Annotated in this window: 11 protein-coding genes; 4 read left to right on the top strand and 7 right to left on the bottom strand. The window is 67.6% G+C overall.

Going from position 1 to position 11,367, the window contains the following annotated elements; genetic code table 11:
- Nucleotides 1-498: 498 nt before the first annotated feature.
- Nucleotides 499-1,122, bottom strand: coding sequence for an NAD(P)-dependent oxidoreductase (locus CRP45_RS14090; RefSeq protein ID WP_097245513.1), 624 nt, complete (start codon nt 1,120-1,122; stop codon nt 499-501).
- Nucleotides 1,123-1,291: 169 nt separating this feature from the next.
- Entirely contained in the window at nt 1,292-2,428 is a 1,137-nt protein-coding gene (locus CRP45_RS14085; RefSeq protein ID WP_218841138.1) for an epoxide hydrolase family protein, read from the bottom strand.
- Between the two features lie 88 nt (nt 2,429-2,516).
- Here CRP45_RS14085 and CRP45_RS14080 point away from each other — a divergent pair, with 88 nt between their 5' ends.
- Together CRP45_RS14080 and CRP45_RS14075 are read left to right on the top strand one after the other, a co-directional pair.
- Nucleotides 2,517-3,164, top strand: a complete 648-nt coding sequence (locus CRP45_RS14080) for a TetR/AcrR family transcriptional regulator (RefSeq protein WP_097245355.1) — start codon at nt 2,517-2,519, stop codon at nt 3,162-3,164.
- A gap of 302 nt (nt 3,165-3,466) precedes the next feature.
- Nucleotides 3,467-3,874, top strand: coding sequence for a VOC family protein (locus CRP45_RS14075; RefSeq protein ID WP_097245511.1), 408 nt, complete (start codon nt 3,467-3,469; stop codon nt 3,872-3,874).
- A 1-nt stretch (nt 3,875) separates the two neighbouring features.
- Here the strand turns inward: CRP45_RS14075 and CRP45_RS14070 are convergent, their stop codons facing one another.
- Both CRP45_RS14070 and CRP45_RS14065 read right to left on the bottom strand, forming a co-directional pair.
- Nucleotides 3,876-4,670, bottom strand: coding sequence for a thioesterase family protein (locus CRP45_RS14070; RefSeq protein ID WP_067791684.1), 795 nt, complete (start codon nt 4,668-4,670; stop codon nt 3,876-3,878).
- 110 nt (nt 4,671-4,780) lie between these two features.
- Nucleotides 4,781-6,025, bottom strand: a complete 1,245-nt coding sequence (locus CRP45_RS14065) for a KasA/KasB family beta-ketoacyl-ACP synthase (RefSeq protein WP_425436933.1) — start codon at nt 6,023-6,025, stop codon at nt 4,781-4,783.
- Between the two features lie 40 nt (nt 6,026-6,065).
- Between CRP45_RS14065 and CRP45_RS14060 the strand changes: the two genes are divergently transcribed.
- The gene (locus CRP45_RS14060; protein ID WP_097245354.1) at nt 6,066-6,620 is read left to right on the top strand and encodes a TetR family transcriptional regulator; all 555 of its coding nucleotides are present in this window, start codon (nt 6,066-6,068) and stop codon (nt 6,618-6,620) included.
- A 57-nt stretch (nt 6,621-6,677) separates the two neighbouring features.
- Here the strand turns inward: CRP45_RS14060 and thiC are convergent, their stop codons facing one another.
- The 3 genes from thiC to CRP45_RS14045 form a co-directional block, all read right to left on the bottom strand.
- A complete protein-coding gene (gene thiC / locus CRP45_RS14055) occupies nt 6,678-8,315 on the bottom strand; it encodes a phosphomethylpyrimidine synthase ThiC (protein WP_097245353.1) in 1,638 nt (545 codons plus the stop codon).
- A 274-nt stretch (nt 8,316-8,589) separates the two neighbouring features.
- Nucleotides 8,590-9,063: a VOC family protein gene (locus CRP45_RS14050; protein WP_067791715.1), complete on the bottom strand. Its 474-nt coding sequence runs from the start codon at nt 9,061-9,063 to the stop codon at nt 8,590-8,592.
- A 121-nt stretch (nt 9,064-9,184) separates the two neighbouring features.
- Complete coding sequence (locus CRP45_RS14045) at nt 9,185-10,528, bottom strand: lipase family protein (protein ID WP_143861429.1); 1,344 nt, start codon at nt 10,526-10,528, stop codon at nt 9,185-9,187.
- A gap of 138 nt (nt 10,529-10,666) precedes the next feature.
- Between CRP45_RS14045 and CRP45_RS14040 the strand changes: the two genes are divergently transcribed.
- On the top strand, nt 10,667-11,350 hold the full coding sequence (locus tag CRP45_RS14040) for a TetR/AcrR family transcriptional regulator (protein ID WP_097245351.1): 684 nt from the start codon (nt 10,667-10,669) through the stop codon (nt 11,348-11,350).
- The last annotated feature ends 17 nt before the right edge of the window (nt 11,351-11,367 follow it).

Genomic DNA, 11,367 nt, shown 5'->3' with positions numbered 1-11,367 from the left:
ACCTCGAAAGCCAGCGCCCACCCGATAGGCCTGCCACCGGTCCCTGTCGCCCAACCGAGCCACCTCGAAAGTCAGCGCCCACCCGGTCAGGCCCGCCCCGGTCTCCGTAGCGGATTCGGAAATCAGCGCCTACCTGAAAGGCGTGCCCCGGGTCCCCGTCGCTCAACCGGGCACTTCGAAAGTCGGCGCTCACCCGGCCAGACCTGGCACCGGTCCCGCAGCGAAGACCCACAACCTCGGACGCCGACCCGACAGGCCTGCCACCCGCACCCGTAGCGGAAGCCGACAACCTCGAAAGCCAGCGCCGACCCGGCAGGCCTGCCACCTGTCCAGGTGGCGGAAGCCGACGACCTCGAAAAGCCAGCGCCCACCCGGCAGGCCCGCCTCCGGTTCCCGTCGCGAAAGCCGACGACCTCGAAAAGCCAGCGCCCACCCGGCAGGCCCGCCACCGGTCCCCGTAGCGAAAGCCGAAACCTCGCAAAGTCGGCACTCGCACCCTCAGTGCGAGATCCCCGGCGCTTGGTGCAGGTAGGTCGAGTCGGTCAGTTGCTCCAGCAGGAACTCGGCGATGTCCGCCCGGGCGATCTTCAAGGTCAGCCCGCGCTCGGAGCCGGGGAATGCCCGCCGGTAGCTGCCGGTCCGCGGCCCGTCGGTGAAGGCGCTGGGGCGCACGATGGTCCAGTCCAAACCGCTGGACCGCACGTACGCCTCCTGCTGGACGTGGTCGTTGTAGGCGCGGCGCAGCAGCATGCCGAAGAGCACGTGCTTCCACAGGAAGTTGAGATTGTCGCGGCTGTCGCCGATGCCGAGCGTGCTCTGGCAGATCAGCCGCTGCACGCCGGTGCGGTGCATCGCGTCCACGACCGCCTTGGTTCCGCCGAAGCGGACCTTGCCCTTGCGGCCGTCGCCGAGCGCGATCACCACCGCGTCCTGGCCGGCGACCGCCTTCTCGGCCTGGTGCGTGTCGAAGACGTCGCCCTCCACCACGCGCAGCCGCTCGTGCCGCTGGGTGACGCCCGCGGCGTTGCGGGTGAACGCGGTGACCTCGTGGCCCTGCTCGAGCGCCTGCTCGACGACCAGTCGGCCGACGCTGCCGGTGGCTCCGAAGACTGCGATTTTCATGGTGTTCTCCTTGCGATGAAAGCTGGTGTGCCGTTGGTGAATCCAGTACATCAACGCGAGGCGAGACGAACCATGGCCGTGACTCTCGATGGCATAAGCGAACGTCCACAGGAAGACGTCGCGGTCCACCCCTGTCGGTGCGGGGCGGACCGCGACGCCTCGCTTCGGGTCAGGCGAGTCCGCCGAAGAATCGACGGATATCGCCGACCAGCACCTCGGGTGCCTCATGGGCGGCGTAGTGACCCGCCGCGTCGTTGGCTCCGTCCGAGTCGGTCGCGGTGTCGTAGGAGTTCCAGCTGACGATGTTCTTGTGGTCGCGCTCGGCGAACCGGCGGATCGACTGGAAGTCGCCCTTGAACATGGCCAGTGCGGTCGGCGCCGTGGTCGGCTCCTTGGGGTGCTCGGCTGTGTGGGCGTCCTCGTAGTAGAACCGCAGCGACGAGCCTGCTGTGCCGGTCAGCCAGTAGATCGCCACGTTGCCGACGACGAATTCCGCGTCCAGTGATTCGCCGAACAGCTGCGCGTTCCAGCCGAGGAGACCGACTGGGGAGTCGGTGAGCGCGAACGCCAGCGTCTGCGGCTGCTGGCTGTGCAACGCGTTGAAGGCCATCTTGTTCTCGTGGAACCACTGCAGGTGCTGAAGCGCGGCCATGTCCTGCTCGGACAGTCCGTCGAACTCCGCGGGATCGCCGGACGGGAACGAATACAGCTGCGTGACGTGCACGCCGATGACCTGCTCCGGCGCGAGCCGCCCGATTTCGGGCGAGACGAATGAGCCACCGTCGTTGCCGATGGCACCGAAGCGCTCGTAGCCGAGCAGGCTCATCAGCTCGACCCAGGCTTTCGCCGTGCGGTAGCGGTTCCAGCCGGTGCTGCGGGTGGGGCCGGAGAACCCGAAGCCGGGCAATGAAGGGATCACCACGTGGAAGGCGGGCGCATCGGTCGACTCCGGCTCGGTGAGCAGCTCGATCACATCCAGGTATTCGAGGATCGAGCCGGGCCAGCCGTGGGTGAGGATCACCGGGGTCGCGTCCGGCCGCGACGACTCGATGTGCAGGAAGTGGATGTCCTCGCCGTCGATGTCGGCGGTGAACTGGGGGTACGAGTTGAGCTTCGCCTCCAGCGCTCGCCAGTCGAACGTTTCGAGCCAGTACTGCGCGAGTGTGCGCACTCGAGCGTTGGGCACGCCGTAGGCGTCGCCCACGCCGGCCAGCTCGTTCGGCCACAGTGCCCGGCGCAGTCGATCGGCCAGATCGTCGAGCTGGGCCTGAGGGATGTCGATCCGGAAGGGCTTGATGGTGGCCACGGGAATCTCCTTTTTGAAACGGAATGCTTCGTTCTGTTCAAGACAGTAGCAGAACGGATCATTCCGTTTCAAGTGCTACCCTGAACTCATGCCGAAGACATCCGAAGTCCCAGCTCGCAAGGGTCTGCCCGGCCGCAAGGCGCAGGCCGCCCGCAACGACGGGCTGATCCTGGAGGCGGCGCGGGCCGTGTTCCTCGCCGATGCCAACGCGCCGATCGCCGCTGTCGCCGAACGCGCGGGCGTCGGTATCAGCGCGCTCTATCGCCGCTACCCGAGCAAGGAGGTGCTGCTGCGCACTCTCTGCCACGAGGGACTACGCCGCTACAACGCCGAAGCCGATGCGGCACTGGAGGATTCGGACGGTTGGCGCGGACTGGTCGGCTTCCTGGAGCGCGTGGTCGACGCCGACGTCCACTCGCTCACCGTCCACCTGGCGGGCACCTTCACCCCCGACGAGGCGATGCTGCCCGACGTCGTGCACGCGGGCGAGGTCAACGAAGAACTCATCCGCCGCGCCCACGCTTCCGGACGGCTGCGAGCGGAAGTGAATCCGCTGGATCTCGGCCTGATCCTGGAGGCATGCGCCGCCATCACCATGCCGGACCCGGAACGCACCGCCCAGCTCCGCCGCCGCACCCTCGCCCTGCTCATCGCCGGCCTCGCCGCCGACGGCGAACTCCCCGGTCCACCACCGCAGCCCGGTGAATTCGCCTGGCGCTGGCAGCCGCGGGTTTGATGCGGGCCAAGCGGGCTGCTGTCCGCCGCGTGGCGCGCTGACCAGCACGCCTGTGCCGGACGGTCCAATGGACGCGTTCCGCTGCCCGTACGTCTCTGCCCGCGCCTGATCGAGACCGCGCGGGCCTGAATTTGGAGAGCTTCCGACGTACCGCCACGGATCGAGTCGCCGTCGTAACCCTCGCGGGTGCCGTGCTCGGTACCCGATGCGCGGTTCGTCACCGAGCGAAATCGCGAATGGGCGCGAAGTCCGCCTATGGGCTGGTAGGAACGAAGAAACCGTGCGACGCGAAGGGGATCGGGATGAATTGGACGCTCGAAGTCGTCGTGGTCCCGGTGTCGGATATCGACCGCGCCAAAGCGTTCTACTCGGAGCGACTGGGTTTCGCGGTCGACCACGACACCGTGATCGGCGACGACATCCGCATCGTGCAGCTGACCCCACCGGGCTCCGGCTGCTCGATCGTGATCGGCAAGGGCGCGGTGCCGTCGATGACGCCCGGTTCGCTGCAAGGCTTGCAGCTGGTGGTTCCCGATCTGCACAAGGCGCGCGCCGAATTGGTCGAGCGGGGTGTGGAAGTCGGCGACATCCAGATCCTGGGCGAAAGCCCGACGAAGATGCCCGACCCCCTCGACAACGTCGGTTTCCTCTTCTTCTCGGACCCCGACGGCAACGGCTGGGCGATCCAGCAGATCTCGACCCGGGCGTAGCTCAGCGCACGCCGAGGTAGAGGGTTTGGGTGCTGCGGCCGAGGGGGCCTTTCTCGTCGAAGAGGGCCGATTCGGCGAGGCCGATGCCGTGCGGCTGCGGGTAGGTGACCGCGTCGAGGCAGACCCATTCGCCCACCGGCTGGCGGTGCAGGGTGACGGTGAGGTCGGTGTTGATGAAGAGGTAGCGGTTCCAGTCGAGGACCGCGCTCACGCCGTTGCCGGAGTCGGCGGCGGCAAGGGTGCGCTCCAGCGGGCTCGGTGTGGTGCCCGCGACGATCGGATACTTCAGCCGAATCCAGCAGATCGCCGGGCCGGGCTCACCGAAAGCCCCTGTGACGAAACGGTATTCGATCGCGGTGTGGAAGCCGACCTCTTGTGCCGTCGGGAACGGCGTCGGTGCGGGCGCGTGGTCGGGACCGGGACGCGCGCCCACCGGATGGAACTCCTCGGGCAGCGCGAGCTCGGGCTCGGCAAGCTTGAACCGCCAGGCATTGGCCTTCATGACCGGACCGCGCTCGGTCGAGAGCGTCGCCTCCAGCAACTCGACGCTGCGCCCGGGCCGCGTCACCCGCGCCTCGGCGAACAGCGGCTGCAACGGCACGGGCCCGAGAATCTCCACCGCGACCCGCCCGACCTGAAACCCCTCGCGCGGCTCACACCGCTCGATGACGTGCCCGAGCAACGCCGACGGCGGCCCCGCGTGCTGAGCATCCGGCGACCACGGCCCGCGCGTGAGCTCGGTGGAGATGAACCGCTTCGGGTCGTCCGGATCCGGGAGGTAGAAGGCATCGCTCACGTCATCGTCCGTCCCTCGGACCGGCCCCGCTGCCGGTCGTCGAATAGTTCGTCCGGTTAACGATTCTGCCACGCGCGGGTGGAGGCGGTCGCCGGGCTGTGGTGGGTGGTTCACGCACGCCCGAAGGTGAGGGCCACGTTGTGTCCCCCGAAACCGAAGGAGTTGTTGACGGCGTAGTCGATCCGTTGCCTGCGGGGTGTGCCCGCGACGATGTCGAGGTCGATGTCGGGGGACTGGTTGTCGAGGTTGAGGGTGGGTGGGACGGTCTGGTCGCGGAGGGTCAGCACCGTGAGGATGGATTCGAGCGCGCCGACCGCGCCGATGGAATGGCCGAGCGCGGATTTCGGGGCGTAAACCGAGGCCTGCGGCGTGACCGCCGCGATGGCGTTCGCCTCGGAGGCGTCGCCGATGGGCGTCGAGGTGGCGTGCGCGTTGACGTGGGCGATGTCCGAAGCTCCGAGGCCCGCGGTCTCGATGGCCTTGCGCATGGCGCGCGCCGCACCGATGCCTTCCGGGTCGGAGGCGACGATGTGGAAGGCGTCGGAGGTGATGCCCGCGCCGAGTACGCGGGCGTGGATCGCGGCGCCGCGCGCCCTGGCGTGCCGCTCGGATTCGAGCACCATGAGCGCGCCCGCCTCGCCGAAGACGAAGCCGTCGCGGTCCCGGTCGAAGGGGCGCGAGGCGCGTTCGGGTTCCTCGTTGCGGGTGCTCATCGCGCGCATCATGGCGAAGCCCGCGATCGGCACGGCGTGGATGTGGCCCTCGACGCCACCCGTCACCACCACGTCGGCCTCACCGGAGCGAATCAGCCGCCAGGCGTGTGCGATCGCCTCGGAACCCGAGGAGCACGCCGAGACGGGCGCGAAAACCCCTGCCTTGGCGCCGATTTCGAGACCGACCGTCGCGGCGGGCCCGTTCGGCATCACCATCGGCACCGCCATCGGCGACACCTTCCGATAGCCGCCCGCCCGCATGGCGTCGACCGCGTCGATCAGCGCGTCGCCGCCACCGAGTCCGGTGCCGATGGCCACCGCCAGTCGCTCGCCCTCGACGTCCGGCGCGCCCGCCGCTTGCCACACCCGCCTGCCGAGGACCAGCGCCAGCTGCTCGACGTAGGAGTGTCTGCGCTGTTCGATCCGGGTCAGTTGCGCGGCGGGATGCGCCTTCAGCTTGCCGCCGATGCGGACCGGCAGGTCGTATTCGGCGACGAAGTCCTCGTCGAGTACGCCGATGCCCGTATCCCCTCGCAACAGCCTCGACCAGGTCGTTTCCATGTCGTCGGCGAGCGAAGTGGTGGCCGCGTAGGCGGTGACGACGACGGAGTCCGCAGTTTCTGAAGCGAGTGTTACAGTCACGGTCACCATGAATACCTGTAGCACTCGGTACAGTCAACCCATGGCCCGCCCACTCGACCACGCCAAACGCGCCGAACTCCTCGACGGCGTCGTCGACTACATCGCCGCGCACGGCCTCGCCGAACTGTCCCTTCGCCCACTCGCCGCGGAACTCGGCACCAGCTCGCGCATGCTCATCTACTACTTCGACACCAAGGAGGAGTTGCTGGTCCAAGCCCTCGCCACCCAGCGCCCGGATATCAGGGCGCTCTTCGCCGACATCGCCGACGCCGCCGCCCTCCGCGCTCGGCTGTGGGAGTTCTGGTGCGCCAACACCACCGGTGCGGGGGCGACCAGTGTGAAGGTGATGCTGCAAGTACTCGGCGCGGCTTGCGCGTCCGACGGGCCGTATGCCGCGTATGCCGTCGACGCCATCGGCACCTTCGTCGCCGCGCTCGCGGACGGTTTGCGCCGATTCGGCGTGGAGGACGCGGAAGCTATTGCGACAATGCTTGTTTCGGGGCTGCGAGGGATACTTCAGGATCGCATGATCACCGGTGACGTCGCGCGGACCGATAGGGCGGCTCGGCGGCTCATCGACAGCACTGTTCGTTAGGTTCGAACGCAAAGCGGCCACCCTCTCCGAAGAGAGGATGGCCGCCCGCGACAACTTCTACGAAACCACCGGCAGGTAAACCTTTTTCCCCGCCCCGGCGAACTCAGCGGACTTCTCCGCCATGCCCGCCTCGATGGCCTCCACGTCGGTCAGGTTGTTCTTCTCCGCGTACTCCCGCACATCGGCGGAAATCCGCATCGAGCAGAACTTCGGCCCGCACATCGAACAGAAGTGCGCGGTCTTCGCCGGTTCCGCGGGCAGCGTCTCGTCGTGGTACTCGCGCGCCGTGTCGGGATCGAGCGAGAGCGCGAACTGGTCCCGCCAGCGGAATTCGAAACGCGCCTTGGACAATTCGTCGTCGCGCTGCTGGGCGTGCGGGTGGCCCTTGGCCAGGTCGGCGGCGTGGGCGGCGATCTTGTAGGTGATCACGCCGACCTTGACGTCGTCGCGGTTGGGCAGGCCGAGGTGTTCCTTCGGCGTGACGTAGCAGAGCATGGCGGTGCCCGCCTGGGCGATGATCGCGGCGCCGATGGCCGAGGTGATGTGGTCGTAGGCGGGCGCGATGTCGGTGGCCAGCGGGCCGAGGGTGTAGAACGGCGCCTCCTCGCACAGTTCTTCCTCGAGCCGCACGTTCTCCACGATCTTGTGCATCGGCACGTGGCCGGGGCCTTCGATCATCACCTGCACGCCATGGGATTTCGCGATCTTCGTCAGCTCGCCGAGGGTACGCAGCTCGGCGAACTGGGCCTCGTCGTTGGCATCCGCGATGGAGCCGGGGCGCAGGCCGTCGCCGAGGGAGAAGGTGACGTCGTACTTCGCCAGGATCTCGCAGAGTTCCTCGAAGTGGGTGTACAGGAACGATTCCTGGTGGTGCGCCAGACACCACGCGGCCATGATGGAGCCGCCGCGCGAGACGATGCCGGTGACCCGCTTGGCCGTCAGCGGGATGTAGCGCAGCAGCACGCCCGCGTGCACGGTCATGTAGTCCACGCCCTGCTCGCACTGCTCGATGACGGTGTCGCGGTAGATCTCCCAGGTCAGCTGGGTCGGATCACCGTTCACCTTCTCCAGCGCCTGGTAGATCGGCACGGTGCCGACCGGGACGGGCGAGTTGCGCATGATCCACTCGCGGGTCTCGTGGATGTTCTTGCCGGTGGACAGGTCCATGATGGTGTCCGCGCCCCAGCGGGTGGCCCACACCATCTTCTCCACCTCCTCCGCGATCGAGGAGGACACCGCCGAATTGCCGATATTGGCGTTGATCTTCACCAGGAACTTCTTGCCGATGATCGTCGGCTCCAGCTCCGGGTGCTTGTGGTTGGCCGGGATCACCGCGCGCCCGGCCGCGACCTCGTCGCGCACCAGCTCGGGCTCGACGCCCTCGCGCGCCGCGATGAACCGCATCTCCGGCGTGATGATGCCCTGCCGCGCCCAGGCCAGCTGGGTCGGCGGACCGTCCACCTGCGGCTTGGTCCAGGTGTCGCGCAGCTTCGGCAGCCCGGCCTCGAGGTCGATGGTCGCGTTGTCGTCGGTGTACGGGCCCGAGGTGTCGTAGACGTCGAAATGTTCGCCGGTGGTGAGATTGATACGCCGCACCGGAATGCGCAGCTCGTCGACTTCCTTGTAGGCCTTGACGCTGCCCTCGATGGGGCCGGTGGTCACGGTGTCGACGGCGGCGCCGTTGGCGGTGGCCATGGTTCTCCTCCCTACGCCGGCATTACCCGGTCAGGTTCATACGGTCGACGGCCCTTACCGCCCTCTCGGGCTAGCCGTCCTCTCAGCCCGCTGGTGCGAGCCCCCGTTGGCGATGTGAATTTTCCCGCCCGACCATACCTGCCCGCTCCGCGGACACGCCCGGCGATGACCCGAACCCGCGCGTGATCGGGCAGGCGGCGCCCGCACAGCGACCGCCTCGGAGGAGTGAGGCTGTCGAGGAAAGTGACCGGCCTGCTCGTACGTGGCGTTCGACTCAGACCGCTTCGTAGGCGTCCCGCATGGCCTGCACGTCGATCTTCTTCATGCCGAGCATGGCCTTGGTCGCGCGGGTGACGGCGGCGGGATCGCCTTTGAGCAGCTCGTTGGCCTGCACCGGCCAGATCTGCCATGGGATGCCGTACTTGTCGTTGAGCCAGCCGCACTCGATCTCCTGGCCGCCGTCGGCGAGCAGCGCCAGCCACAGGCGGTCGACCTCCTCTTGGCTCTCGCAGTTGACCAGCAGCGACATGGCGTGCGTGTAGTGGTACTCGCCGCCTCCGTTGATCGCGGTGAACTTCTGACCGTTCAATTCGAAGTCGACGACCATGACGAGCCCGGCCTCGCGCGGCCCCGCCTCGTTGTAGTACTGGATGTCGGTGATCTTGGAGTCCGGGAAGAGCGAACAGTAGAAGTTCGCGGCCTCCTCGGCCTGGGTGTCGTACCAGAGGTTCGTGACGATCTTCTGCATGGCCATCTCCTGACGTGGGGTAGGTCCTCGCGTGTGCAGACTTCCCAACCCCGCCGAATTCATCGCACCCAGGGCGGAAAATGTGCCGCCCCAACCGGCCCGGCGCCGGTCGCGGCGGTGATCAGCGTTCGCGGGGGCCGATCGGGAACCCGAGCGCGCCGAAGGTGGCGTTGAGGTTGATCTCGATCTGGCTCAGCAGCGCGTTGACGTCGGCGAGCATGGAGACGACGTTCTCGGTCCGGCAGCCGACCTGTTCCGGCGCGTTCGGCGCGAGTCTGCCCTTCAGCCAGTTGAAGGTGTCGGCCATGCCGAGGGAGGGCAGCGTCAGGTGCTCGCTCAGGTGGTCGCGCTTGTAGACGACCGACGCACCTGACGCGCAATACCGTTGCGCCAGAGTGTCGTTCGTCCACACGGGCACCGCCTCATCGAAGACGCCTTGGTACAGGTGGATCGGCATCGTCGGTGTGTTGCCGCCGAGCACCGTCGCGTCGAACACTTCCCGAATCTCCGGAAGGGCAAGGTATTCCGCGATCGGAATCGTCAGCAGCCGTTGGTAATCCACGAACATCTGGGTGAGCGCGTTGCGCGGGAGGCACTGCGCGTTGGTGCGGTCCATCAGTGCCCGGCCCTCCGGCGTGAGGTGCCGGTAGGTCACCTCCTTGAACGCCGGATACGCGTTGGACAGGGAAGCGATGCCGATCCCGATCAGGCTGGAGAACATGGAACCGTTGACGTGCAGCAACGATTCGACATCCGAGACCGGCGCGCCCAGCGCGGCGCCCTTGACGTTCAGCTCCGGCGCGTAGCTCGGCTGCATCTCGGCCGCCCAGCCGGTGGCCATGCCGCCGCCGGAGTAACCCCACAGCGCCACAGGGGTATTCGCGTCCAGACCCATCGGCTCGAAACGTTGCGCCGCCCTGATTCCGTCCAGGGTCATGTACCCAGGCTCTTTGGCGACCGCGAGATGACCTTGCGGGCCCTCGTAGTCCGGGATCGACACCGCCCAACCCTGGCTGATCAGGGCGGCCAGCGCGATCAGCTCGCTGTTGGAGTGGATGCCCTCGACGCCGGGCAGCCCCGCACCCTGCCGGAGCACGTACGACGGCGCGCAGGACGGGCTGGCGCTGTCGTAATAGAACTGGAGCGAGACCAGCGGGCGGGGACGATTCGGGTCGGCGCCCGCGGGAAGGATCACGGTCGTGACCGCGACCGCGGGCTCGTCGAACAGGTCGGTCGTGCGGTACAGCAACTGCCAGGACCGCACGTTCAGCGGCAGCAGGGTGAGCACCGCGAGCCGCACCTCGCGCGAGCGCAGGATGGTCCCCGGCTCGGCGCTCGCGAAGTCGGCGGGCGGCTCGTAGAACGAATCGTGTTGCGGTAGCGGCATCGCCGATGCCGGACTCGCCACCAGTCCGCTCGCCAGAACGGTCGCCGCGACGATCATCGCCGCCACGACTGCGCGCACGAACGCTGGGCTTCTTCCGGCCGGATCGCCTTTGATCACTGACACCTCGGTCCCTTCCTCATCGGTGCAGCGATTACAGCACGAGTTCGTGTTACCAACAAGAACTCTTTCTGAAACGAGTACCGCTATCGTCGTGACATGACCCGCAGCAAATCCGCCGCGCGGCCGGCCCCGGCTCCGGCTCGGCGCCGGATCCGCGGCCTCGACGCCGAGCAGCGCAGCGCGCAGCGACGCAGTCAACTGCTGGACGCCGCCACCGAACTGTTTGCCGAACAGAGCTTTTCGGGGACGTCGATCGAACAGATCTGCCAGCGCGCCTACGTCGGGACGAAGGGGTTCTACGACCACTTCGACAGCAAGGAGGCGTGCTACATCGCGCTGCTCGAGCAGATCACGGCGCAGATCCAGCAACGCGTGGCCGAGGTGGCGACGGAAGTATCCGGACGGGACTGGGGGCAGCGCGCGGCCGCGGTCATCGACGCGTTCGTGCACGCCATCGCCGACGACCCGCGCCTGGCGAAGGTGACTTTCGGTGAGGCGGGCGGTATTTCGCCGGCGGTGGAGAAGCAGCGTCGCGGCAACCGGCGCTGGGCGGCGGCGTTCCTGGACAGCCAGTGGTCATCGGGTCCCGCGCCGGACGAGCGCGCGCAACGCAGGCGGCTTGCGTTGGCGCTCGCGACCATCGGCGGGATGTTCGAGCTGGTCGCGGACTGGTTGCACCATCACGACGACGGGGGTGCGCGTGATGATGTGCAGACGCTGATCGATGATCTGGTCGAGTTCGTCGGAGTGGTCTACGCCGGTCGGGATACGCTCTCGTAATCGTCTGTGGTGCAACG

Source organism: Nocardia amikacinitolerans (genome assembly GCF_900215415.1).
In the GTDB taxonomy this organism is placed as follows: domain Bacteria; phylum Actinomycetota; class Actinomycetes; order Mycobacteriales; family Mycobacteriaceae; genus Nocardia; species Nocardia amikacinitolerans.
The sequence above is the reverse complement of the archived record's forward strand: the minus strand, read 5'-3'. Positions and strand labels throughout refer to the sequence as shown.

What these genes read in the sequence shown, in the direction of transcription:
- CRP45_RS14090 (WP_097245513.1), bottom strand. Translation starts at nt 1,122, where the DNA reads ATGAAAATCGCAGTCTTCGGAGCCACCGGCAGCGTCGGCCGACTGGTC.
- CRP45_RS14080 (WP_097245355.1), top strand. Translation starts at nt 2,517, where the DNA reads ATGCCGAAGACATCCGAAGTCCCAGCTCGCAAGGGTCTGCCCGGCCGC.
- CRP45_RS14075 (WP_097245511.1), top strand. Translation starts at nt 3,467, where the DNA reads ATGAATTGGACGCTCGAAGTCGTCGTGGTCCCGGTGTCGGATATCGAC.
- CRP45_RS14060 (WP_097245354.1), top strand. Translation starts at nt 6,066, where the DNA reads ATGGCCCGCCCACTCGACCACGCCAAACGCGCCGAACTCCTCGACGGC.
- thiC (WP_097245353.1), bottom strand. Translation starts at nt 8,315, where the DNA reads ATGGCCACCGCCAACGGCGCCGCCGTCGACACCGTGACCACCGGCCCC.
- CRP45_RS14050 (WP_067791715.1), bottom strand. Translation starts at nt 9,063, where the DNA reads ATGCAGAAGATCGTCACGAACCTCTGGTACGACACCCAGGCCGAGGAG.
- CRP45_RS14040 (WP_097245351.1), top strand. Translation starts at nt 10,667, where the DNA reads ATGACCCGCAGCAAATCCGCCGCGCGGCCGGCCCCGGCTCCGGCTCGG.